We start from the raw sequence: 26,136 nt of genomic DNA on the forward strand, positions 1-26,136 counted from the left end.
TATAAGCTTACATATCCCTTACTCCGAGGTACAGTTTGATACATTGCATTGATTTGAGCTCAATACTATAGTTTGTGTATAGAACTCACGCTCAATATCGGTACAATTTTCTTCTCTCTCTTCATAAAAAACAGTCTATTGTCGTCACATCAATTATCATTTTATTTTTTTGTGTTTTATGTCAGAATTTTTCACACCGGCTGAGGTCCTTGAAAAACCGTGGGTCGTATATGAACTCCCTTATTTCCATGATGAATGGGAAGAGTGGAATAAAAGACTGCCAAAGAATTTGAGTCTCGTACATCATATCGGGAGCCGTGCATACTGGGAGACATTGATTTGGACAGAAGACGGAAGATATATGAATCTCCATTCCCACAACTTTGCACCGTTCGGTGTGCAGTTTGAAGAGGATGAGTATCGTGAGGCATTTGCCGTGGCAAAAAAACTCGCGAAGGACAAACGGGTTCATCATGTCAGATATGATCTTGAAGGCGCTGTGGAAGAGACGTGGAGAAACACTGCATTCAGGCATATCCACGGACACTCAATGCACAAAATTCCCCCTGATCAACTGGCAACGGAATATATTGAAGTAAACGGAGAGTTCTGGCATATTCGGGAGTTTTACGAATCGCAGCTTGCCGCAAATATAGGAAATTCTTGAGCTTAGGGGAAATGGAAAAACCACTCACGATTCTATACGTGATCCTTCCCCTAACTCAAGAATCTGTAGGATCGATCCTTATGGGTTACAATATTTTTCATATTGTAGTTACTAATCATACCTTCAAATAGTTCAAGAAATGGTAAAAGTGATGTAAGGAACAGGTAAGAGGAAACTACACTCTCTCGAGTATGGGATGGGGAAAAAGTACTGCGGTGATTTCATCAAAACTGCGGGCCTGAGGAACCGTACCGTTCACAAACTCCCTCGGCGGGACAAACTCCGTGGAGATGATGATTCCATCAACAGCACCCTTCAAAAAAACTTCGTAGTCGGAATAACCGTCACCTATCATTATCTTCTGGCCTTCCAATCCCAGACCTTTGATAAGTTCGGCTTTTCCGCCGGAGCGGGAGAGCGGATTCTCCGTATCACAACCCGTCACGAATCCCTCCCCGTCAAATAAAAATGTATTGGCAAAGACATGGTCCTCTTTGAACCCGATTTCATCAACGATCGGGACAATAATTTCCATGAAGCCGCCTGATACAACAAAAAATTCGTTCTGATGTGATCGTATAAAGTCCCGTTGTCTTACAAGTGAAGGGCTGACTGACTGCCTCAATATATCAGTGGCCTGAGCGATGTGCTCCCGGTGCGGTCGCATGAGCTGAAGCCTTCGGGCAAGTGATTCCTCAAAAGGGATTTCATTGTTCATCCCCATCTGTGTGATCCGCTCAATTTCAGCGACAATATCCTCTCTGTCAGGATTTCCATCAAGGACAACCGAAGCAAGAAGCGGAAGGGATTCCGGTCCCACAATCGTACCGTCAAAATCGAAGATTACATTCATAGTTTCAAACATTATATATGATTCCCGTAAATCAGGTTTTCTTTTTAAGCAAGATTGGACGAATAATGGTTCCGCTATAATATGAGCTTTATGAACAGAGAAGATTTTATTTTTTCCTCCCAACAGCTTTCGGAGTATTTGAAATCGAAGGGTATCAAATTCAATCCTGAAGAGATACACATAACGGAAAATAAGCATTTTTATCTTTTGATTCCGAAATACTATATTGACCTGATCGACTGGTCCGATCCTCACGATTCTCTGAAAAAGATGGTTCTTCCCAACAGTCTTGAAGATAGAATATACGATTATGAACTGCAGGATCCGATCGGTGATCATGTTCATGAGCCGGTTCCCGGCATTGTGCACCGTTATCCTGACCGATGTCTGTTGATGCTGACCAACGTCTGTGCCGTACATTGCCGTTTCTGTTTCAGAAAAAATCTTCTTGATACCAACAAAGCACATTATGAAGATGCGATGATGTACATTGAAAAGCATGAAGGACTCAGAGAAGTTATTCTTTCGGGAGGAGACCCGTTCATGCTTACCGATCACTTTTTGAAAAAGGTTATCGACCGCCTCACTGGTGTCAAACATCTCAGCATCATCAGATTTCACACACGTACACCGGCGGTGTATCCGAAACGGGTGACCCAAGAGTTTCTGGAATGCATAACGGGACAAAAGCAAACCATCGTTGTCATCCATATCAACCATCCGCGGGAGATAACGGAAGAATTTGTCGGAAGGGTAACGGAAATGAAAAATCGCGGGATCATGCTTCTTTCACAGACCGTCCTTATGAAAGATATCAATAACACTGCTGAAACTCTGTCCTCGCTTTTCACGCAATTGGCCAATATCGGAGTAAAGCCCTACTATCTCCATCACCTCGACCCGGCTGCAGGTACTCATCACTTCCGTGTCTCAGTCGAAGAAGGAAAAAAGATCTATCAGTCAATCCGGGGCAAAATATCAGGATACTGTATCCCCGAATACGTCATCGACACCCCCGGAGGCCACGGCAAAATCCCCGTCATGTGGTTTGAAAAAATATCTGAAAAAGAATATCAGGCTGTCAATTTTCAAGGGAAAACGATTCGATATACGGACCATTACTAATTCCGTCCCGATAAACTCGTTGTCAACCAGCGGAACATGATTTGGAACTGTAAGCTCGTAACCAAAAATTTGTTCGGAAGTGAACTCTCCGCCAGCTGGCGGATCGGACATCCACTTCGCTCACAAATTTTGATTACTTCGCTTTAATAAAAGCGAAGATACCGATTTTTTTTGCGACTTGGGAGGTGCGCAGCTTATATATTCCGGCGAGCACGCCCACAGAGCATAAAAAAATCGTATCGAGCAATAAAATCATCCCCCTTACCACCACTCATCATCCTCAACGGCCTCATACTCCTCCTCATCCTCTTTTCTGATAAACCGTGACTTCATCGCCTCATTCCGGCGCCCGAAAATCATCCGCCTCCTGGCATGGGTGATGTACAGTTTGTCTTTTGCCCGCGTTATCCCCACATAAAACAATCGCCGTTCCTCTTCAAGCTGATGCAGATCATCAATTGACCGTGAATGGGGAAGTATCCCCTCTTCAAGTCCCGTGATAAATACATAATCAAACTCCAACCCCTTTGCCTGGTGAAGAGTCATCAGACGTACACCGTCTTTACTTTTTCCTCCCTTTTCCCCTTCAAAATACTCAGATTCGACCAGTGCCACCTGCTCGAGAAACTCGACGATATTCGGGAAACTGAGAGCAACGGATTTCAGCTCCTTGATGTTTTCAAGTCTGGCATAGTCTTCGGGAATATCAGGATCATACAGGCCGAGATACTCCGTCGATTCGAACACCTGATCCATAAGTTCGATTGTCGGAATTTCCTCAACGTTTTCTTTGATATTCAGATACAGATCTTTGAACGCACTGAATCTTCTTTTCCCGATTTTTTTGACCCTTTCCAATGCTACCGTATCTTCAGGATGCAGGAACAACCGTAAATACGAAAGTATGTCTTTAATTTCTTTTCGTTCATAAAACCTTGTCCCGCCAATCAATGTATACGGGATCCCGTAATGAAGAAATACCTCTTCGATCGCACGTGACTGTGCGTTCGTCCGATACAGGACGGCAATGTCTGAGTATTGCGCTTTATTTGCGAGCTGCTGTATCACGTTTGCGATATAAATCGCCTCATCTTCTTCATTGTCAGCCGTATAGTACGTGATTTCTTCTCCGCCGTCGGCCTCGGTAAAAAGCTGCAGGATCGGATGGGTCTGATTTTCGGATATGACTTCATACGCAAAATCGAGAATGTTTTGGGTAGAGCGATAATTTTGTTCCAGATTGATGACAACTGCTTCCGGAAAATCTTCACTGAATTTTTCAAGGTTCCTGATATCGGCACCGCGCCATGAATAAATACTCTGAGAGAAGTCACCGACAACCGTAATATTTTTGTGCTTTTCAGCAAGTTTTTGTGTCAGGACATACTGAGCGACGTTTGTGTCCTGGAACTCATCCACCAGAAGAAATTGATACCTGTCCTGATATTTTTCCAAAACGGGAGGATGTTTGCTGAAAAGCTCAACCACCTTCATGATAAGATCGTCAAAATCCAGTGCATGATTTTTCTTCAATTCTTTCTGATACTGGTGATAAACCTCGGCTACTTCAGCGGCTTTGTAATATGAAAACAGTTCGAGATAATGACCCGGTGTGATAAGCTGATTTTTCGCTTCGGAGATTTTTGAAGAAAAGAAGCGCGGCGAGTATTTTGTGTTTATATTTTTCAAAATCTGCTTCAATACCTGCTGCTGATCGTCATCATCATAAATGACAAAATCACGCGGAATACCGATATGCTCTCCGTCGCGTCTGAGAAGCATACAGCAAAATGAATGAAAGGTCCCGACATAGCCGAGTGTTGCTTCATTTCCCGTCGATTTTGCGATCCTCTCTTTCATCTCACGTGCAGCTTTATTGGTGAAAGTGATCATCACGATTTGATGAGGGTCAACCTGATGATTTTCAATAAGATTCAGGACTTTATGAATAAGGACTCTCGTCTTGCCCGATCCCGCCCCGGCAAGCACCACCGACGGGCCTTCCACAATTTTGACTGCCTGCTGTTGCTGGGTATTTAAGCCTTTGAGTACATCGACCATAGAGTATAATGATACCAAATCATTAGTTAGTCATGAAGAACGAGATTTATAACATTATGTTTAATGTTATGATGAACTTGTTTTAAGATCTGTGTTTAGAAGCTTGTAACCGAAAATTTGTTCGGAAGTGAACTCTCCGCCAGCTGGCGGATCTGACATCCACTTCACTCACAAATTTTGATTACTAGGCTTAACAAATAGCTTTTCTGTGTGCTCGATGCAATTTTTTTGCGACTTGGGAGGTGCGCAGCTGACACATTCCGGCGAGCACGCCCACAGAGCATAAAAAATTACAGCGAGATTAAACAGTTAGTACATTATTATTCAAAGTATGAAATACCTTATCGCAAACTGGAAAGCACAAACGACCCTTTTTGAAATAGACAAATGGATTGAAACATTTAAAGATCAGCTTGCAGGCGACATAAAACTTACGGAAAAACTGGCAGACAACACGGTCAAAATCATTATCTGTCCCCCGTTCCCCTTCATACTCTATGTCAAAAATCATTTTGAGAATATTTCCGGAATAGAAGTCGGCGCTCAGGATGTTTCTGCTTTCAAGGAAGGCAAATACACGGGTGAAGTTACTGCAAAAGCGCTTAAAGATATTACAAACTACAGCATTGTCGCACACAGTGAACGCCGTGAACATTTTCAGGAAACCGAACAGGAAATCGAACATAAAGTCTCCATGTGTGATCAGTACAACATCTCCCCCATTCTTTGCATCAGGAATGCGACTGACACCGTGTATTCGTCGGTAAAAATTGTTGCATTCGAGCCCGTAGAAGCAATCGGCACCGGTGAAAATGCCGATGTCGAGTATGTCCTTGAAATGAAGAAAAAAGTACAGTTACCTGAGGGCGCAGCATATCTTTATGGCGGCAGTGCCGATTCGAAGAATATCAATGACTACCTCAAGACAGGAGAAATTGACGGATTTCTCGTAGGGACTGCATCGCTTGACCCGCAAGAATTCTACGCCATGGCGCGGGAAATGTGAGTCTTCTTGATTGCACTCTCCTTCACACAATATTCATTTTAGACCGTTGTAATAATGCAATATGTACTTGTTATGATATAACACATATCCTATAAGAATAGTACAATTCCTCAATACATGGAGAAGTATTCCTTATAGTTACTACAAATTAGTTATTGTTCTGGATAAGTAAAGCATCTTACCTGAACGACTATTTGTATAAGCACTTTGACAACCGGATGCAAACAATACAGTGATTAAGAGAATAAATCCTGACGGAGTATGAGGTTTGGAATATCCAGACTTGATAATCCGTCAGGAGGACGGAAGAAAAGAACAACTTCAGATTGAACACTCTCTACATGAAAGGACAGGTGTAAGATGCGTTTCGTTCGAAGGATTCGTCAGGTTGTAACAATTGTCTGTATCGTTGTATATCTGCTGGCAAACGGGATTCCTCACGCTGATCCATCAAAGGTTGCACAAGCAGCCGGAACATTCACTATCAGTGGTATGGTCACCGTCAATGGACAAACAGTTTGGGACGGTTTTGGCGTGAAAATAACCGGAAGCCGTGGCACGACTATGTGGGCAGAGACTCGTGGAGGATGGTATCAGTTCACGGGGTTTTCCTCAGGAACATATACCATCGGACACAACAGTAGTTGTACCCCTAATGCTCAGCTAATCTCCATTACAGGCAGCACTCGCTATGACATTCACTTGACATGCCAGACGTACACTCTGGGCGGTTATGTGGCTATCAACGGCAAACCAGCCTGGAAAGGATTCGGAGTAAAGGCAACATTGGGTGATTGGAGTACCAAGTGGGGAGAAGTTGTGACGGATGACGGCTGGTATGAGTTTAAAGGCAGCAATGCTCTTATTGCCGGCAACTATGTCATACATCATAACCACAATTGCCCCTCGACAACCCCTGTCCCTATCTCGATTCCCGCGACCAACAACCGAGGACCTGATATAAACCTTGACTGCCCGACATACACTCTCAATGGGTATGTCAAGATAAACGGAGTCCCGGCATGGAAGGGTTTTGGAGTAAAGGCAACATTCGGAGACGGAACAACATTGTGGGCAAAAGTTGAGACTGATGATGGCTGGTATGAATTTCGTGATGCCAGTCGACTGATCCAAGGGAATTATGTGATCAGTCATAATCATAGCTGTCCTTCCAATGCCCCAATCCCTATCGGTATTCCTGCCACAAACAATCGCGGTCCTGATCTCTACCTGGATTGCCCGACTTTTCCGCTCCATGGCAAAGTCTATGTTAATGGAGAGCCTGCATGGAAAGGATTTGGTGTCAAGGTAACGATTAACGGCTGGATGACTAAATGGATTCAAACACAGGGTGATGATGGATATTACGAGTTTTCCGGAGGTAATGCGCTTCTCGAAGCCGACTATGTAATACATCACAATCATCCGTGTGAATCAAACACCCCCGCCGGTATTCATGTCCCAGCAGCAAACAATCAAGGTCCGAATATTTACATTACCTGTCCTGATACAAAACATCCGCTCTATGGATACGTAACTGTAAATGGAAGACCTGCATGGAAAGGTTTCGGAGTAGCTGCAGCTCGCAAGAACGGCAGTACGAAGTGGGTTCTGACGGATACAAGCGGCAGATATGAATTCAGTGGAGATGATATCCTCACTGAAGGCGAATACACAATTCGTCACAATCATAACTGCCCATCAAACAACGATGTCACGGTATGGATTCCCAGCAATGGAAACCGGGGACCCGATTTTGACATCAGATGTCCTGCATACACTCTCTACGGCTATATCACAATTGACGGCACGCCCGCCTGGAAGGATTTTGGTGTAAAAGCCTCTCTCAAAGACGGTACGACTGTCTGGGCATTGACTGATGAGAACGGACGCTATGAGTTCAAAGGAGATGTCAGTCTGATCGAAGCCGATTACACCATCCATCACAATCACCCGTGTCCATCTGATTCACCGACCAATGTTCACGTCCCATCAACAGGCAACCGAGGACCGGATATCCATCTGACGTGCGGAAGTTTCAACCTGACCGGAAGAGTAACTGTTGATGGCAGCCCTGCTTGGAAGACTTTTGGAGTCAAGGCTGTGGGTAGCAATGGTAAATCGTACTGGGCACTTGTTCATGACAATGACGGTCACTTTGCTTTTTCGAATCTGCCACGGGATACCTACTATGTGGGGCATGTTCACAACTGCGCTACTGAAGAGGGAAATCCCGTCACGATCGATCTGACAACTGACCGCTCAGCAGATTTCAACATCAAGTGTCAACCATCACCGGTACCTACACCTACACCGATCCCTATTGATCCTCCGGGAGGCTGCGTGGGATTAGAGACACGCGAGCGGCCAATGCAGCAATATAGCATCAAGCAAGATTTCGTTGCCTACTATATTGTTTCCAAAGCTACTTCTACTCTCAAATCAAACGCTTGTCCCGGTGCGATCTTTACGATTGGAGACATCACGACCGGTAAGCTTCTGTCGTTCGGATCCCATGGAAGCTACATTGATGTCTACAACGACGGTCGCATCAAAACCAACATAGAGAGCATCACCGCCAATCCTAAGTTTGAGTGCGGATTGGTCTGGGAAGTGATCACGAACAAAAAGTATGCCTATTCATGTGAGACGTCCTACGGGGCATCGGCCAATTTGCCCAACCTCAACGGCAATATCACGCTGAACACGAAGATTGAGCATGAAGTACATGTCCGAGGTGATCAACTTGCTTTGTCACTCGCATGGTCCATCTCAGAGATGACGAGGAAAGTTGAATCAATTAACATACAACTAACCGATCCCAATACGGTAGTAGGAATTTTTGGGTTAGGTATGATTGGTATGATACTCTACAACATGTCTCTCAAGTTCTTTGTATTTCCAATATTTTGGGGTGAGCCCAGTCCTGAACCGGCAGCAGTAGCGAGTAGCCTGAGTGATGAGCTTCCTGAAGAAATCCTCAGCGATCTCAAGGCAGCAATAGGTGAAGGTGCTGCTACTAAGGGTGTATGGTCAGAAATGGAAGTTTCCAGAGAAGGACCATCAACGCTGAAGCTTCAAGCTGACGGATTCAGCCCCACGGGTGGTGTCTATGTCCTTGTGACGGAAGATGAGTTGAGTTTCCCGAACGAAGCACCACTTCACGAAGGGAGCTATTCCGCTGATACTGATGGCCATGTCTATCTACAGATTCCATTGTCTGCATTGTCAGAGAAGCCTCTCGTAGTAATAGCCGTTGATCTTGAAGACTTCCGGTCACAGTACGCTCGGTATCTGAAAGGAGACATCGACGAGATTCATTATCGAGGAACAGCAGCAGTTTTGCATTCGGACAATGTCACAAGCAGCCTTTACCTGCCTCTAGTCGAGCGGTAAATGGCAATGTGGAGCACCTGGTAACACCAGGTGCTCCACAATAGATTCTATTCCAATAATTGATACATATTGATATAATAAGCACTATGAGTAACAACCAAAAAAAGCAAATAACTATATTTGATTTTATATTTGAAATAATGCGGGGAACTTACCTTGCATTTCTTTTTTGCACGGGATTCGCAGGTTTGTTAATGGTTCTAGCATACAAATATACTTATGTTCCTTCTAATGTATTTTTGTATCTCATTGCTCATCCTTTTTTTGGATTAATAACTCTTGCAGTTTTAGTAATTCTTTTTTTTAGATACTTGCCTAGAGCTTTTTTTATAGCTAACAGGCTTCAATTCTCACAATCTAAGACGGCACGTGTTTATAATCATAATAAAAATGTATTAAAATCTAGCTTTTTTCAAAACAGCAATATAATTGTTAGCTTTTTAACGTTTAATATTATTTTAATTCTGTCGCTTCTTCAAACGATCGATGGTTTATTTTGGGGAAGACGATTAACCTCACTTAATGATTTATTTAATGGTAAATATACTTCCTTCACCGATCCGGGTATGTGGATATGGTCATTGGTTTACTTTATTCAAATCTTGATCATATTCTTCTACCTAAAATACAAATACGAATCCCCGAAACAGAAACCTCTCATTGATAAAACGATGGAGATATACAACAGTCCGGAAGCGGCACAATATCGGGAATCTAAATACGGAAGATATATCACCGTTTTTCTCCTCTCAGGATTCTGGATATTTCTCCACCAAATCGCACTTGTACTTATTCGTATTTTTAATCAATAAATGAAAAACAAAGGAATCGTATTTATTATCGCTGCAATATGTATTGCACTTTTATATTTTGGTGCTACAAATCTCTCCCTTTTGCAAAATTCTTTACAAAAAGTGGGATTAGCAGAAGAACTGCATAAAGACTGGAACAGTCTCTATAGTAAACCATGTGGCATATATATAAAATACCCTGAAGACTGGGAAGCAATCTTACAGGAGAAGAATGATCCGTTCTTAATGTGCCAAATTACTTTAGATGCACCGGGTAAAGGAGGAAGTATATTTATTAGTGGTAACGATAAAAACCATAACGATCAATACAATGATGAAAAAAGGTATCCGACAGTTCGAAAAATCGGGAGATATAGCGGGCGGTACAATGAAACTTCCATTGATTGGTACTATGCTGAATCATATTATTTAGCTATTAATGATATAGCTTATGCAATCTCGTTCGAAACATCCAATAAAAACGATAAAGAAATTTTCTACGAGATTTTTGATACACTAACACTTCAAGAGTCCAATATTGATAAGTCATATGCAGATAATCCATACATTCCCAAAGAAGAAGACAGACCTTTATATTTTGACGGCCAGGAAATGAGCAAAGAGACATATTTACTTATAAAAAATAATGAATCAAAACTGGATCAGTACGTAACGTCTACTGACACACAAAAGACTTTTAATGTAGAAGCTGCCAAAGCTGCAGGTTTTGATCCTATTGTTATCGAATATAAAACGGCATTTATCGAGTATCAAAACGCCTTTACCCAACAAATTCTTTCCCCTCCATCCACTGATCTTAAATTCATGAAAGTGATGGATAAATATCCCATACTTAAACAATATATACTAGCTGAAAATAAATATAAAACTGTGAATTAATTGGAAAATAAAATAATGTCCCCATCCAATCTCAAACATGCCGTCACAGAAGGGTTGAAACTGGCAAAAGGAAGTTTTGTCATATTCCTCATATACTATTTCTTCAATGTCCTTATTTATGTTCATAGTACAGAATTCCCCGAATACCTGAAGTATGCGTTATTTTATCTTCCCGTCTATATCGGTTTCGTGTGTTCCGTTCCGTCACTGCTTGATGCAATAAGAAAAAGCAAACTGACCGCCGGACGATTACTCAAAGATACTCTGACTTCCTTGTGGAGACTTATTATACCGATGAGCGTTTTTGTATTTCTCATTGTCGCACCGATTGTGTATCTCTACGAAAATAATCCGGCAATGCTGCGGAACTTTTTACTTGATGTACAGAAACAGCAGTCAGATTTTGCAATAACTGATTATCTAAGCTCTGCAATCATCCTTTCCCTTTTTAGTTTCACGACCTGTTTCTTTTCTTTGGAAAAACGGAATGTTATTTCCGCTGTCTTTAGGAGTATCGGAGTAACAATACAAAATCCTTTTTACCTTTTAATTTTAGTATTTGTTTCGTTTATCGAGATAATCATACGAAATGAACTCGAATTTGACACGCTCATCGGTAATATCCTTTTTGCAATTCCGACAACATATCTTGTTGTAGTCATTGCATCTTCGAATGTTGTATATTTCCGTGAAGTGATACAAAAACCGTCTGAATCCGAAGCTCCTTCGCAAATCCCTATCATTCGATGGCTTCAGACATCTTCACCTTCGCGGAATATGGCTTTGGTCCTTTTTGTACTGGTACTGTTTTACTTCCTTTCTGTTAACGCAACGGGCACGGTACCCCCAGGTATCGGAGAATGATGAAGATTTAAAGCAGCATCGCGACGACTACAAGAAGGATTCCTCCAGCCACAGCAGGAACATAATCAAAAACACCAGCCACGGGGAGATTCGTGACGGGTGTCGGTGTAGCTGTGACACCAGTTTCAGGAAGCTCAGTCGGTCCGGCAGTTGGGCTCATCAGTAAATCAATAGTCGGAGTCGCACTCACAGCAGCACCTGTCGGTGTCACGGTCGGACTGGTACTTTGATACGGAATAGTCGGAGACGGTGAAGGAGAAGGACTCGACCCTGCCTGAGCCAGGAGGGGGTCTTCGTCAAGCGGATCATCCAGCAAAGGGTCATCTTCAGAAGCCTGACTATTGAGGAGTACCAAAGGATTGCTTCCATCCTGAATGAGATATACCAGATATCCGCCCGCAGCAACCAGTACCACTATTACAATAATCAAAATAGCAGATTTTGCATCCATTTGTTTCCCCATAGATTTCATTGTAGTATGGATCGTTCGGAGTTGCAACGTGATCGGATATACCCGTATATCACTTGAGGAAGGCAAGCATCAATCCGACAAGGGCAAACACGATGGAAAAAAGCCAGAATCGGAGAACGATTTTGGGCTCTTCCCATCCCAAGTATTGCAGAAGCAGATGAAGAGGTGCCGCGGGAAATACTTTCTTTTTGCGATACCGTTTACTCAGAAGCTGCACGAGCGAACTGAGGATTTCGAAGAAAAATACTCCTCCGATTATCGGAAGGGCAAATGCTTTCCCGAGAAGCAAACCGATCACGGCAAACATAGCTCCGAACGATAATGCTCCCGTATCTCCCAAAAAAATACGTGCCGGATATATGTTGAAGTACAGGAACGCAATTAGTCCTCCCACCCACACGGCAATAAAGACGGAAAGAGGTACGTCAATAATAGTCCGTGCAACGGCCCAGAAGCTAAACAGTGCTATCATCAGTACTCCCGAAGCCAGACCGTCAAGCCCATCTGTGATATTGACTGCATTGGCAAAAGCGACAATTACGAAGGTTGAGAACAAGATATAGAAATAAGAAAAATCAAATACCCCGAAAAAAGGAATATGAATAATGCTAATACCGAGCATATTGTGAAGTGCTACGGAGATAATCAGTGCAAGGATGATCTCAATAATGAGTTTCAATCTCAATCTCATTCCGAAAAAATGTTTTTTCTCCCAGAAAAAGATTTTATTTAAGTCGTCATATATCCCCAACAGCCCGAAACTCACAAACGTAAACAGGATAATTGCCATTTCCCAAACAATCGAAGGATAGTTCGAGTGCGTGTATATTCCGAAAAATTTGAAACTGCCCAGAAAAAATAACGTGAGAATTGTCGTAACGGCGATAACAAGGATCCCTCCACCCACCGGCGTACCGCTTTTATGCTGGTGAAATTTGTCAAAAATCGGAGTCGGCTTATTAAAAGCATCCAATGTCTGCTGCTTCGCCCGCTGAAATTTTTTTACATACAGAAAATTAATAAACGGAATTATCAGGACAAAATGGATGATAAGGGAGATAATCGTAATGTAGAGATACAGCGCCATAAATCAGATAAGAGTGTTTAATAACAATAACAGCTTCGGTACAAATATCATAGACGCCCCGACCGCCGCTCCGATTGAATAAATGAGCATCGCTGCTGCCGATACATCTTTTGCGATCTTAATATTTTCATTGTAATTGAGATCGACGGCATCACCTACTTTTTCTATCGCAGTATTGAAGGTCTCAATGATAAGTCCGAGCATTGAAAGCGAAAGTATGATCAGCCATTCATGATACTTTATGTCCAGAAAGAATCCTACTGCAACCGACAAAAAAATGAAGAAAAAATGTGCACGATAATTGTGTTGTGTCCGGACAGCCCAGATAAGTCCGTCCAGGGCATGTCCGATTGAGTCTGCGTGTTTCCTTATCATGCTGCTTGTTGTGGTTTGATAATATCCATTATGATCGGAGTCAGTTTTTTGGTGTCATGTCGCAAAATGCTTCGCGTCAGTTCATCCGATGTGCTTTTTGTAATATGACTCCTGCTAATGATATCTTCTTCAATTATAGTACCTTGAAATCCGTTTTCGTTGAGATTATTCAAAACAGGAGATTCTTCATGGGATTCATACCATGAAAGGATGGGTGCGGGAATCTCTCCGTTGTTTGCAACGACATAATCCGGTTGTCGGCCGATATACTGTTCGAAATCATGAATGAAGTCGTTTGCAGTGTATCCCGTGGTTTGACCCGCTTTGGTCATCAAATTCAGGTTGTAAATAATTTTCGCTTTTGATTTCTTCATCTCTTCACGAAGATTATCTACGAGAAGCACCGGAATAATACTGGTATACAAATCCCCGGGTCCGATAATGATGTAGTCAGATTCACGTATGCGCGACACGGCATCGGGATTTACGGCTGCTTCCGGCTCAAGATACGCACGTTTGATGCGAGACCGTTCCGGGTTGTCTTCATCGATATTCCCCTCCCCCTTTATAACGGTGCCGTTTTCGTATTCGACACAAAGATGAGTTTTTTCAAAGGTAACGGGAATGACTTTCCCTTTGGTATTCAGTACATAGCTCGCAGTCTCGATCACCGTGTTGTAGTCATCGCATACTTTTTCTAAAGCTGACAGGAAAATATTGCCGAAATTGTGGCCTTTCAGGTCACCGTTCTCAAACCGGTATAAAAACAGCTTTCTCCAAAGATCAGTGGAATCAGAAAGGGCAACCATACACTGCCTCAGATCTCCGGGAGGAAGTACTCCCAACTGGTCGCGCAGCCGTCCGGTCGAACCGCCCGAATCCATCATGGTGACAATAGCGGCAAGATCAAGTTCATGCTTTTTCAATCCGGAAAGAACGACAAATGTTCCCGTGCCGCCTCCGATTACAGTTACTTTTTTCATTTTTTACTATATTGAATAATAATGCGAATAAGTTTTGAGGACTCATTACGCTTTTATAGGCTGTTTTGCTTTTGGTTTACCTGCTGATATACTACTATAGGAACCGAAAAGTGAGCTAAAAAAAAAGAGGATTAATTCCTCTCTTTACTCCTGTTATAATAAATTGTAACCTATTAACTATGAAAAAACCACTTGTTGTTATCCTTGCAGGAGGGATAGGAACCTCTTTTAAACCACTTACTATAAACAAAACTCTCATTCCGATTGCCGGTAAGCCTATGCTCCAGCATGTCATCGAGATGGTTGAGTCTGCGGGCTTCCACGAAGCTCTCATTATAACAAACCCCGAAAATGAGGAGTGGCTTGCATCGTACCAGCCTTTTAACATTACGCTTCAAACAAACATCGTCAAACCGACCGGCATGGGAGATGCTCTTTTGCAGTCCGAACATGTCATCGGCAATCAGCCGGTTTTGATCATCAATGCATGTGACATTATAGACGGCATGTTCCTGAAAACGTTACTTCAGAAAACATACAATTCCTATGCATTCATCACCGGTCTTGAACTTGACACCTACTTTCCCGGCGGATACATCAAAATGGAAGGCACCCGGGCGACAGGACTGGTTGAAAAACCGGGAAAAGGGAATGAACCGAGCAATCTTCTCAATCTTGTATTCCACTACTTTTCAGAGCCGCAGGACTTTTTCGGTTTTCTGAAAAAAACACCGACTTCAGATGATCAATACGAAAAAGCACTTCATGAACTTATGCAGCAGCGTCATATTGATGTCGTCCCTTATCACGGACCGTGGACAAAGCTGAAGTATTCCCATCACGTACTTGATATGATGCAGGCACTTCTCGAACTCCGAACGAAAAACCATGTTGCAAGATCAGCTCATGTTTCCCCTCAGGCCGTCATTGAAGGAACAGTATATATTGATGAAGGAGCTCATATTGATGCCTACGCCGTCATCAAAGGTCCGGCATACATCGGACGTAATGCAAAAGTCGGGAATCATGCACTTGTCAGGCAATCCAGCATTGAAGAAGGTGCCATCGTGGGTTTCGGAAGTGAAGTAGCCAGAAGCTATATCGGCCCCAATTGCATGCTTCACCAGAATTTTGTCGGTGACTCCGTACTCGAATCGGATATAAACCCGAGCTGGGGCACCACACTTGCCAACTGGAGGCTTGACCAGGGAGCAATCAAATTGAGATTGTCGGAGGAGACTATCGAGACTGAGAAAACCAAACTCGGTGCAGTGATTGCAAAAGGAGCTTTCATCGGCGTCAACTGTTCGGTCATGCCGGGCATCACAATCGGACGAAATGCAAAAATCTACCCCGGAACGGTAATAAAAGATCCTGTGAAAGACGATGAGACTTTGAAATGATTACAGTTTCTTGATATTGCCTCCCAAGCCGGAGATCTTTTCTACAAAATCCTCATATCCCCTTTCAAGGTGATGGATTCCTTTGATATACGATTCTCCCTGTGCCATAAGAGCTGCAATTGCGAGTGTCGCACCGGCCCGAAGATCCGAGACTGTCATCACACCGCCGTGCAGTTTTTGCGGTCCCGTGATCTGAATTGTCTGCTGATACTCTTTTTCCGGGTCGTAGTTGAAGTGATAATGCGAACGAGGATCGTCAATTTCATAATCAATATATTCGATATGAGCTCCCAGTCTTCTCAGTTCTTCAACATAACTGAATCTGTTTTCAAAAATCCGTTCATGAATGACTGATTTCCCTTGAGCCTGCGTCATCAGGATTGCCATGAGAGGCTGCCAGTCAGTGAGAAAACCCGGATGCGGTTCCGTCTCGACGGACATGGCATGAACAGGTTTGTAATAAAATTTCCAGGTTCCGTCAGCGACCTTCTCCGCTCCTGCTCCCGCTTTTTGGATCGTATCAATGAATGTTTGGATGTAATGGTCTTCAATTGAGGAAATCGTTACTTCTCCTTTGGTCACGATTCCGGCGACTGCATAGGTGATTGCCTCAACTCGGTCGGATGCAATAGTATACGGTTTTCCCTGAACTAAGCGTTCCACACCTTCAATTTCGATATCAGCTGCTTTTCTCGCAATCTTCGCACCGCCTTCATTGAGAAGATGTATCAAATCATCAATCTCAGGTTCCTGTGCCGCATTTTTAATTGTTATTACCCCTTTACAGAACACGGACATCAGGATCATAAGCTCCGTACCTGTATGTGACGGCTTCGGGAAGGTATACTCTCCGTGAGGTTTTTCCGGCATGGCGGAATCATAATACCCGGTCGAAGAATCATACGAGACTGAGATACCCAGAGCTTTCAGCCCTTCAATCACCCGGTCGATCGAACGGGCACCGAGACGGCAGCCTCCTGGATTGGGAATCTGTGCTTTTTGAAAACGATAGAGAAGCGGTGCAAAAAGCAAAAAGGAGACTCGGATTTTGGAAGCATGCAAAAGGTCAACTCTATTCTCGGTAATCTTTGAAGGATCTATCGTCACGGTATTGCCTTCAAAGGTCACATCCGCCCCGAGAAGCTTCAACAGATGGATAAGCTCCTGAATATCATCAATTCGGGGAATATTGTGCAAAACGACTTTCCCCTCAAAAAGAAGCGCCGCAATAAGCACTTTCAATGCAATATTTTTTGCTCCCGATAACTGTACTGTTCCCTGTAACGGTTGTCCTCCTTTGATGATATACGCATCTTCCATAATAGTGTTCAATATATTAATTTGTCATCTCGACCGAAGTGGAGAGATCTCTTCCTGGAAGGGATTCCTCGACGTTGCTCGGAATGACTGAATATGTTAAATAATCTGTACTTCCTCCTTCAATTCGACACCGAACTTTTCTTTTACCGTTTCTTTGATAAGCTGAAGAATTGAATTCAAATCTTCCGGTGTCCCGTCTCCTGTATTGATGACAAAATTTGCATGTTTGTCCGATACCACAAAGCCGCCGATACGTTTTCCTTTCAGACCGGCATGATCAATCAGATACCCTGCAGAGGTCGTCTGCAGATTATGTGATTCTTTCTCCTCCTGAGAAATATTCTGGAAAAAACAACCGCCCGTCGCAACACCGAACGGCTGGGTTTCCTTCCGGTATGCAAGCGCTTCCTGAGCTCTCATTTTCAAAACCGAAGAATCTTCTTTTCTTAATCTGAAAACACCTTCCAGAAAAATCTCCTTTGTATCCTGCAGCTTGCTGTAGTCATATGCAAATGAAAAATACTCTTTTTGTTCAGTACGGACATTTCCCTGCTTATTCATGATCGTCCCGGTGAGGAGCGTATCCCCGACATATGTCACCGGTTTTGTCCATTTAGAATTCATATATATAGCTCCTCCTAATGTCCCGGGTAATCCTAAGTGATATTCAAACCCTGACCATCCGGATTCGGTTGTTTCTTTCACAACCAGACTCATGGGATAGCCTGATGAAAAAAGGACATCGATATATTCATCAGTCTCGGAAATGACTTCCTTTCGCATATATCTGTTCCTCACAACCAGTCCCGGGATAACGTTCTTCAAAACGGCAATATTTGACCCGCCTCCGAGAATAAAAAGTGGAATATCATTCTCTAAAGTTACACGAGCGATTTCCCGCCATTCATCAATTGATGACGCCTCGATATAAAACTCAGCCCTAGTCTTCATTTTAAGGGTAAAGTACGGCGACAAATCAAAATCTTTTTTCAACCTGTCTCCGAATTGTTTTGTGAGTAGTTCTTCCATTATCTGCTGGATTAAAATAATTAATTTCTGGTATGAGCGCAGTAATTAAAATTTGTGCAGAGGTGGATGTTCGAGCTGACAAATTCAGGCGAGTTCACCTCTAACAAATTTTCGATTACAAGCGAATAATTTTGAAAAACGATTACATGCGGTCAATAATCTTCTTAATCTCGACATCCAATTTATATACATCCCCCGCTCCCATCGTAAAAATAATATCACCTTGGGACATATGTCCCGATAAGTATTCCGTAAGATCTTCCTTTGAACCGAAAGCCTTAATAGTCGTAATACCTTTCTTCATTGCCAAATCAACCAAATCCTCTGATGTAATGTGCTGACCTTCTGCGTTTTCGCGGGCAGAGGAAAAAATCGGCAGCAATAATGCTTCATCAGCACGGCTTAAAACTTCCGCAAAAGCATCTGCAAACTGTTTCGTCCGCGTAAAGGTGTGCGGCTGAAAAATAACGATCATCCGCCGGTTCGGAAAACGGTTCTGACAAGCCGTAATTGTCGCATCAATTTCGGCAGGGTGATGAGCATAATCATCAAACACATAGATGTCATTTTTAAAAAACTTTTCTTCAAAACGGCGTTTCGGACCCTGATAATCCCTGATAACGGCTTTAATATCCTGTATCGGAAAGCCCAGATGAAGAAGAATCGCAATCACACCGGTGGTATTTGATACGTTTTTCTCTCCGAAAAGCGAAATAGATATTTCCGTATGTTTGATGTCGTATTGTTCGCTGTTCAGGACAAATATCGTTTCTTTTTCATCATTTGTGATATCAGAGTATGTCACGTCACACATTTCACTCGCTCCGTAAAAAATGTATGCACTCGGAGGCAGGTGAAAAGAAATATCTCTCAGACCTTCATCATCTCCGTTTAGAAACAAAACCGGAGGAATCGTATCTTTTTGAATGATTTTCTGCATGAACGCAGAAAATGCATCCTTTACTTCAGTAAATGATTTATAAATATCCGGGTGGTCGAAATCAAGATTGGTCACAAGTGCGTAATCGGGATTCACCTTGTGGAATTTCGGTGTGATATCTTCAGGAGGATCAATTCCGTATTCATCAGCTTCAAACACAAAATAGTCTTTCCCTTTGAATTCTCCTCCGTAGGTAACGCCGAAAGATGAGACTCCGATCATATGACTCGAACTATGACTAAGTTTAGACAGTGCATATGCGAGCATTCCGGAAGTTGTCGTTTTACCGTGACATCCTGCAACGGCTATCGATTTCCGAAACTCTTTTATAAGCATCCCCAATAAATCTGCCTGATGCAGAACAGTGATCCCGCGCTTGACTCCTTCCGCGACTTGAGGATTATTTTTTCCTCCGTGAGAGGCGGAATAAATGACATACTGCGTGTCGGCCGGCAACTGAGAAGCTTCAAATGAGGTTGTAACAGAAACTTCAGCTTGTTTGAGAGAAACGTCCGTAATAAACTCTTCGGCAACATCAGATCCTGAGACTGTCTTACCCATCTGTTTCAGAATGCGGGCTAAGTTTGCCATCGCTACGCCTTTTATACCTACGAAGAAAATATGGTCGATTGTAGATAGCATAGGTATATTATAAGCGAAAAACATAAATAAACCATGAAAAAGGGCTGCGTTCCCGAAAGAACGCAGCCCGCTTGATCCTCACGCCATTGTGAGGACGATGACTAGACATATTCTATTGTCCCATGCCTATCTGTAGGGCATGTTGACCGTTGCCGTTCAGACTGATCACAGGTTGGGTCTCGACAACCCAGGGGACCCGCGTGATTACGACGCCCTTGAGCGTCTGCAGCCGTTCCATCAGCGCTGCACCGTTCGGGTGAAGAAGCGGTGTATCTCCGTGGACAACTGACTGTCCGAGAAAAATCCACACCATTCCTTCGCTGTTCTCCTGGATTGACCTGACATACTCAACTGCAGGATGCAGAAGGTCTCCGCTTGGTGAGTCGATGATCTCGACAGACTCGCCGATCTCGGCCAGGTAGTGCTCAAGTAACTCTACCCGTTCAGGACGAGTTGCAATATGGACAAGCTTGTACGGAGCATTGAGAGCTTTTGCAGCTCCGATCAAAAGCTTTGTACCACAGTGCGCATACTCGTCTATGAAGACGATGACCGACGATACATCCGTGTTGAACGTCTGAGTGACGGTAAACGGAACCTTCTTCGCGCGAAGTAACTCTCTGTTGTGGAAGTAGTACCATTCCATTCCGGCGGTGCCGAGAAAGGCAATGGTGAGCGGAATCCAGCCGCCGTGTGCAAACTTGACCAGATTCGCTCCGAAGAACGTCAGATCAATCAACACAAAGACGACAAGAAACACGCGTGCATGCCACAACTGCCAACCTTTGACCTGCACCAAAGTGTGGTACCACAGCCATGTAGTGATGGCCATGGTGCCGGTGACGGCGATGCCATAAGCGGCAGCAAGTCCGGAACTGGACTGGAAAAAAAGAACCAAAGCAATGCACCCCATCAGCAGAATCTTGTTGACGGTAGGCACATAAATCTGCCCGTGGTTCTTTACTGAGGTGCTCACGATCTCGATCGCGGGAAGCGCATGAAGATCAATGAGCTGACGGGTGAGTGAATACGCACCCGTGATCAAAGCCTGGGAGGCAATGATCGTGGCCAGTGTTGCGAGGAGGACAAGAGGCAGCTGGAACCAAGAAGGTGCCAGGCTGTAAAAAGGGTGCTCTGCCATCTCCGGGTTGGTGATGACAAGTGCGGCCTGCCTAAAGTAGTTCAAAACAAGCGAAGGAAGCGCGAAGCTTAGCCATCCGAGACGCACAGGTAGTGCTCCGAAGTGGCCCATGTCGGCATATAGTGCTTCACCGCCGGTAACTACAAGGACGACTGCCCCAAGGGTCAGAAATCCGATGACCCCGTTGTGAACAAAGAACTGTACGGCATACACCGGATTTACCGCTGCAAGTACTTGCGGATACAGGAGAATTCCGAAAAATCCCAGAATTCCCATTGTCAGGAACCAGCAGATCATGACCGGACCGAAGGTATTCCCAACAAGCTGCGTCCCATACCGCTGGACACTGAACAACCCAACAAGGATCAGAACCGTGATCGGTATGACTAAGCGGTCAGCAGCAGGCGCAACTACTTTCAGACCTTCAACCGCTGAGAGCACGCTTATTGCCGGAGTTATCATGCCGTCTCCGTACAGGAGAGCGACACCGAAAACTCCGAGAACAATGTGTATGGGATGGACCTGTTTTTTCACGAGACCGATAAGGGCGGTGATACCTCCCTCACCGTGATGGTCAGTGTTTAGCAGGAAAATCACATACTTGATTGTTACAACTACGATCAGGCTCCAGAACATGAGACTTACAATCCCCATCACATTCTCCCGCGTGGGAGCGATGTAATGGAACGCCTCCTTAAGGGCGTACAGGGGGCTCGTACCGATATCCCCATACACCACACCGAGTGCTGCCAGTGTCAACAATAAAGTTGAACTGATAGTAGGGGCGGCGTCACGGGACTTCGTTACGTGTGAGTACGGCATCCGACTCCTCTCTTTCTAGGAACGAGAACAAAATCACGAATTGATACACTCCAATGTAAGCTTTAGATGAGAATTATGTAAGAACAAATTACCGAATAAAAAGGAGAGTCTCATCTATATAGGTTTTTGCATTAAAGCACAGGGAGAAAAACAGAAATTGTTCAATTCCTCTCTCTATGTTTTATCAGTTCTGAAAAACACTAAAACCCACATCGGAGTTTACCAAATAGTATCTAGTCATTTCGGCTGTGGATAACAGTCCGAGTGTAAAAGTGCCAAACCCGATTATCCGTTTCGGGAACTTTACAACAGGACTTAGCCTTTAAATCCCTGTAAAGAATGCACTGACTTACTTCAGAAAATGCTTATATTTCTGATAGTTGTGCCAACATCATTTAATCACTATATATTATACTATAAGATAGAATATTATCCTATCAATTGAGTTGAGAATAAAATTCTACCAGATAGCGTTTTGAAAAGCGAAAAAACTTAACAATATAAATGAAATGTACGCAGACAGCTACTGAAGTTCTATGAAGGAGACCATTTCACCTATAATGCCCTGATCACGCTTATTGGAAAAAAACTCGGTGTCATCGCAGGAAGTGCATAAATCAGATACGTCAATATTGTTACGGCTTAGACCGGCATTCAGTAATGTCAGGACGTTTGCTTTTTTCAAGTCAAGATACACGGCGCTCTTCTGCTTTTTGAACACTGTGTCACCGAATAATGACTGAAACAAACGTAGCCGTTCACCGTATATATCGTAGCAACAGGAATCTATAGCAGGACCGATTACTGCCACTATATCTTTCTGTTTTGACCCCATTTTGATCATATCGTCAATAACTCTTTGACCGATTTTTTCCAACGTCCCTTTCCACCCTCCGTGAGATATACCAATGATGTTACCAACAGGATCAAAATACACAATCGGTACACAGTCCGCAGTAACAACTGTTAGAACAATGCCTTGTTGATTCGTTACCACGGCATCAATATTTTCTGGTTTGTAAATCACTTCACTAACAGGGCTTGTAATAACAGAGACATTGTTCGAGTGAGTTTGGGACGGGATAACTATAGACGAATAATCAGTATCTTCGTTGTTTAACAACGTTTGAATAACATCGATGTCCCGACCGTCCCCTGTTTTCTTTGTTCCAAAACCATGCGGAGTTTGTAATAGTGAAGATTTATATACGGAAATGCTTTGGTCAAGAAGAAACATAGTTCTTAAATAAGCGAAAATAGAAATTTTTTTGCGACTTGGGAGGTGCGCAGTCTAATGCTTTCGGACGAGCACGCCCACTGAGCATAGTAAATTTCTATTGAGCGGATAACAGCTAGATTTTTATATTTTTTTTACAAGATCCAGCACTGCCTCTTTATCATGCCAGGGATACTCGACTGTACCTCGACAAAGACTTCTCTCATGTCCTTTTCCCGTCAAAACAATGACATCTCCAGACCTGGCAATATCCAACGCTCTTTTTATCGCATCTTTCCTGTTCACGATAGAAGTATATGTCTTAACCTGTTTGCCGAATTCCTCCGATTTGACTACGGTGAATCCTTCCTTTTTAAGTCCGACAGCAATTTCGCGTGCAATTTTTTCAGGGTCCTCAGTACGATAATCTTCTTCAGTAATAATCGTCAAATCTGCATATTTCCCGCTTTCCTGCCCCATCAAGGGCCTTTTTGCGTCATCTCTGAAAGCCGCAGCTCCGAAAATATGAATAAGTCTCCCTTTCTTCACACATTCAGCCCGGACACTGGGCAACGCCTCATGAAGTGCATTGGGAGTATGGGCAAAATCGACAATGACTTTGAAATCTCCGTCATACACGACTTCCATACGGCCTTCGGGAAGGACATATGATTTCATGGCATTGAAAATAACATCTTCAGCAAGTCCGATACTCGAACAGACGGCATAAGCCGCCAAAAAGTTGTAGAGATTGAAATGAGCAAGCGGCTTTCCGATTTTCTCCGATATATCAAACTGATAATCGGATTTCTCCAGGAGTCCGTATGTTTTTGTTTTCGACTGATCGACAATTCCTGCAAGGATCTCATACGACCTGTCGTCACGGTTGATAAAAGCATGTTTCGCCCACTTCAAGAGTTTTGCTTTCGCATGCACATAATTTTCATAGGTTTTGTGATACTGGAGATGTTCATGTGTCACATTCGTGATCACGCCGTAGGTAAAATCAACACCGTAAACACGGTACTGATCAAGCGCGTGTGATGTCGTTTCTAATACAAAGTATTCATCTCCTTCTTTCACGGCATCATGAAGAAATTTCTGGACGGTAAACGGTGACGGGGTGGTGGTATGAAAACCGGTATCATATGATTTTCCTCCGATCACGGCAGAGACCGTCGTAATTACCGAAACTTTCTTCCCGGCGGATTTCAAAATATGATATATCAAAGATGACGTGGTAGTTTTGCCGTCTGTGCCTGTCACACCGATTACGGTAAGCCTGTTGCTGGGAGCCCCGTAATAAGTATTCGCAAGAATTGCTTTGAGGAGATGAAATTGGTTTTTGAGTTTTTGAACGTAAAAATCCATAAGTATTTTAATTACTGCGGTGCTACATTGTAATAAATCAGCAAATCTTCGGCAATATCAAAAAAAAGCGGAGCAGCCGTCTCCGACCCCCAACTTGATGACTCAGGTTCCTGAATCACGACCAGCATCAGAAATGCCGGATCGTCAGCCGGGGCAAAACCGATAAACGATGCAATCGTTTTTGAAGCGTCATACGTCCCCTGAACTGCGACTTGAGCCGTACCGGTTTTCCCTCCGAATGTAAATCCTTCCGGAATATTCCATTTCGCTTCCGCATGGTTGACCGTTGAGACAAGCATCTTCCGCATTGTAGCAGATGTCTTTTCACTTAATACGCGTTTCTGTATCACAGGTTCTCTGGTTTTTGTCTGCCCGTCTTCGATGACCTCCTTAACAACATACGGACGCATCAGATAACCCCCGTTTATCACTGAGGCAAAAGCCCGGACAAGCTGCATGCCGGTCACGGAGATTCCCTGCCCGAATGACATAGTTGCAGCATCGATCGGATACCAGCTGTCAAGGGTCTTCACCTGTCCCGTCGCTTCGCCCTGCAAATCAATCTGTGTGTAGTCTCCGAAACCGTATTTGTCGGTAATGTATTTGTGCAGTAGTTCATTTCCGAGTTGTTTACCGATATAGACCATACCGATATTTGAAGATTTTTCCAACACATGTGTCATTGTGATTTTGCCTTCATATTTATCGTTCCAGTTTCTTATGGTATATCCTCCTATTGTGACTGCGCTATCTTCATCAAACATCTGATCAGGTTTTACTTTCCCCTCTTCTATCGCAGCTGCCATTACCAGCGGTTTAAAGGTCGAGCCGGGTTCGTAGGTACTTGAAATCGTCCAGTTCACAAAATCCCGCTCGGAAAAATCAAAGTACTCTTCGGGATCAAAATCAGGCAGACAACTCAATCCGAGAACTTCCATTGTTTGCGGCTTTACAGCTATCGCACAACCTGATTTTGCTTTGTATTTTTCGACACCGTCTTTTAAATGCTGCTTTATGATGTGCTGCACCGATTTATCTATGGTAAGAATGATATCCCGACCGTTATTAGCCTCTACGCGCTCCTGACTTCCCAAAAATATCGGACGGTTCATCATATCCCGTTCTGATTTCAACACTCCCGGCAATCCGGCAAGATCTTTATCGTAATACCCTTCGACACCGAAATACCCGACGGATTCGCCGTCAGAATCTTTTCCCAAAAATCCGGTCAGATGTGCTGCCAGTGATGCTTCGGGATAAAACCGTTCCTCTTCCTCCTGAAAACCGACCGCTTCAAGACTGAGTCCTTCAATTTTTTGCTTTGTCTCCTTGTCTATACTACCTTTCACTGCAACCCAGTTTTTATCCATTTTGATACGGGCCGATATGGTCGCTTCTCCCATTTGCAGGATATCATCAAGAACCTTGACGACATAGTCCTTGTTTGAAACAAGTTTCGGTTCTACATATAAGAGATACTTCGTTTGATTCACGGCAAGCGGTTCATGATTGCGGTCAAGGATTCGCCCCCGTTCGGGACTGATTTTTTTCGTTGTTGTGTAATCAGCCGAATAGTAAGTAGGTGCAATTATTTGAAGAAAGAAAAGTCTGACAATGATAGTAAGAAGAACAAGACTGAAAAAACCAAAAATGATGCGGAGCCTATTCATAT

Annotated in this window: 21 protein-coding genes; 8 read left to right on the top strand and 13 right to left on the bottom strand. The window is 43.5% G+C overall.

The genetic code is table 11. The annotated features are described in order from the left end of the window. The first annotated feature begins 178 nt into the window (after positions 1–178). Positions 179–667, top strand: coding sequence for a hypothetical protein (locus IPM65_06500; GenBank protein QQS43756.1), 489 nt, complete (start codon positions 179–181; stop codon positions 665–667). Between the two features lie 175 nt (positions 668–842). Here the strand turns inward: IPM65_06500 and IPM65_06505 are convergent, their stop codons facing one another. Beyond that, positions 843–1,520 carry an HAD-IB family phosphatase gene (locus tag IPM65_06505; protein QQS43757.1) on the bottom strand — a complete coding sequence of 226 codons (678 nt, stop codon included), beginning with the start codon at positions 1,518–1,520 and terminating at the stop codon, positions 843–845. Positions 1,521–1,610: 90 nt separating this feature from the next. Between IPM65_06505 and IPM65_06510 the strand changes: the two genes are divergently transcribed. Beyond that, on the top strand, positions 1,611–2,645 hold the full coding sequence (locus IPM65_06510; protein QQS43758.1) for a KamA family radical SAM protein: 1,035 nt from the start codon (positions 1,611–1,613) through the stop codon (positions 2,643–2,645). Positions 2,646–2,906: 261 nt separating this feature from the next. Here IPM65_06510 and IPM65_06515 read toward each other — a convergent pair whose 3' ends face one another. Continuing rightward, a complete protein-coding gene (locus IPM65_06515; GenBank protein QQS43759.1) occupies positions 2,907–4,706 on the bottom strand; it encodes a UvrD-helicase domain-containing protein in 1,800 nt (599 codons plus the stop codon). A gap of 331 nt (positions 4,707–5,037) precedes the next feature. On the opposite strand from IPM65_06515, the gene IPM65_06520 reads away from it, so the two are divergent. The 5 genes from IPM65_06520 (at position 5,038) to IPM65_06540 (ending at position 11,663) form a co-directional block, all read left to right on the top strand. Further along, complete coding sequence (locus tag IPM65_06520) at positions 5,038–5,712, top strand: triosephosphate isomerase (protein QQS43760.1); 675 nt, start codon at positions 5,038–5,040, stop codon at positions 5,710–5,712. A gap of 360 nt (positions 5,713–6,072) precedes the next feature. Then, the gene (locus tag IPM65_06525; protein QQS43761.1) at positions 6,073–9,108 is read left to right on the top strand and encodes a hypothetical protein; all 3,036 of its coding nucleotides are present in this window, start codon (positions 6,073–6,075) and stop codon (positions 9,106–9,108) included. Between the two features lie 86 nt (positions 9,109–9,194). After that, a complete protein-coding gene (locus IPM65_06530) occupies positions 9,195–9,920 on the top strand; it encodes a hypothetical protein (protein ID QQS43762.1) in 726 nt (241 codons plus the stop codon). Beyond that, positions 9,921–10,799, top strand: coding sequence for a hypothetical protein (locus IPM65_06535; protein QQS43763.1), 879 nt, complete (start codon positions 9,921–9,923; stop codon positions 10,797–10,799). Beyond that, positions 10,800–11,663, top strand: coding sequence for a hypothetical protein (locus tag IPM65_06540; protein ID QQS43764.1), 864 nt, complete (start codon positions 10,800–10,802; stop codon positions 11,661–11,663). Between the two features lie 7 nt (positions 11,664–11,670). Here the strand turns inward: IPM65_06540 and IPM65_06545 are convergent, their stop codons facing one another. Genes IPM65_06545 through IPM65_06560 form a run of 4 tightly spaced genes read right to left on the bottom strand, consistent with a single transcriptional unit; the run spans position 11,671 to position 14,580 of the window. Next, positions 11,671–12,126: a hypothetical protein gene (locus tag IPM65_06545; GenBank protein ID QQS43765.1), complete on the bottom strand. Its 456-nt coding sequence runs from the start codon at positions 12,124–12,126 to the stop codon at positions 11,671–11,673. A gap of 58 nt (positions 12,127–12,184) precedes the next feature. Then, complete coding sequence (locus tag IPM65_06550) at positions 12,185–13,222, bottom strand: phospho-N-acetylmuramoyl-pentapeptide-transferase (GenBank protein QQS43766.1); 1,038 nt, start codon at positions 13,220–13,222, stop codon at positions 12,185–12,187. A 3-nt stretch (positions 13,223–13,225) separates the two neighbouring features. Beyond that, positions 13,226–13,597, bottom strand: a complete 372-nt coding sequence (locus IPM65_06555; GenBank protein ID QQS43767.1) for a diacylglycerol kinase family protein — start codon at positions 13,595–13,597, stop codon at positions 13,226–13,228. Further along, on the bottom strand, positions 13,594–14,580 hold the full coding sequence (locus IPM65_06560; protein QQS43768.1) for a YvcK family protein: 987 nt from the start codon (positions 14,578–14,580) through the stop codon (positions 13,594–13,596). Before IPM65_06560 ends, IPM65_06555 begins: the two co-directional genes overlap by 4 nt. A gap of 179 nt (positions 14,581–14,759) precedes the next feature. Here IPM65_06560 and IPM65_06565 point away from each other — a divergent pair, with 179 nt between their 5' ends. Then, positions 14,760–15,983 carry an NTP transferase domain-containing protein gene (locus IPM65_06565; protein QQS43769.1) on the top strand — a complete coding sequence of 408 codons (1,224 nt, stop codon included), beginning with the start codon at positions 14,760–14,762 and terminating at the stop codon, positions 15,981–15,983. Here IPM65_06565 and murA read toward each other — a convergent pair whose 3' ends face one another. The 7 genes from murA to IPM65_06600 form a co-directional block, all read right to left on the bottom strand. Continuing rightward, a complete protein-coding gene (gene murA, locus IPM65_06570) occupies positions 15,984–17,303 on the bottom strand; it encodes a UDP-N-acetylglucosamine 1-carboxyvinyltransferase (GenBank protein ID QQS43770.1) in 1,320 nt (439 codons plus the stop codon). 96 nt (positions 17,304–17,399) lie between these two features. Then, on the bottom strand, positions 17,400–18,332 hold the full coding sequence (gene murB, locus IPM65_06575) for a UDP-N-acetylmuramate dehydrogenase (protein QQS43771.1): 933 nt from the start codon (positions 18,330–18,332) through the stop codon (positions 17,400–17,402). Positions 18,333–18,474: 142 nt separating this feature from the next. Further along, the gene (murC, locus tag IPM65_06580; protein ID QQS43772.1) at positions 18,475–19,914 is read right to left on the bottom strand and encodes a UDP-N-acetylmuramate--L-alanine ligase; all 1,440 of its coding nucleotides are present in this window, start codon (positions 19,912–19,914) and stop codon (positions 18,475–18,477) included. Between the two features lie 112 nt (positions 19,915–20,026). Continuing rightward, on the bottom strand, positions 20,027–21,877 hold the full coding sequence (locus IPM65_06585) for a KUP/HAK/KT family potassium transporter (GenBank protein QQS43773.1): 1,851 nt from the start codon (positions 21,875–21,877) through the stop codon (positions 20,027–20,029). Between the two features lie 523 nt (positions 21,878–22,400). Then, positions 22,401–23,114, bottom strand: coding sequence for a peptidoglycan editing factor PgeF (gene pgeF, locus IPM65_06590; protein ID QQS43774.1), 714 nt, complete (start codon positions 23,112–23,114; stop codon positions 22,401–22,403). Between the two features lie 123 nt (positions 23,115–23,237). Then, entirely contained in the window at positions 23,238–24,464 is a 1,227-nt protein-coding gene (locus IPM65_06595) for a UDP-N-acetylmuramoyl-L-alanyl-D-glutamate--2,6-diaminopimelate ligase (protein ID QQS43775.1), read from the bottom strand. 11 nt (positions 24,465–24,475) lie between these two features. Then, positions 24,476–26,134, bottom strand: a complete 1,659-nt coding sequence (locus IPM65_06600; protein ID QQS43776.1) for a penicillin-binding protein 2 — start codon at positions 26,132–26,134, stop codon at positions 24,476–24,478. Positions 26,135–26,136: the final 2 nt, after the last annotated feature.

It is taken from the genome of Candidatus Roizmanbacteria bacterium, from assembly GCA_016700135.1.
Taxonomy (GTDB): domain Bacteria; phylum Patescibacteriota; class Microgenomatia; order UBA1406; family GWC2-37-13; genus UBA1450.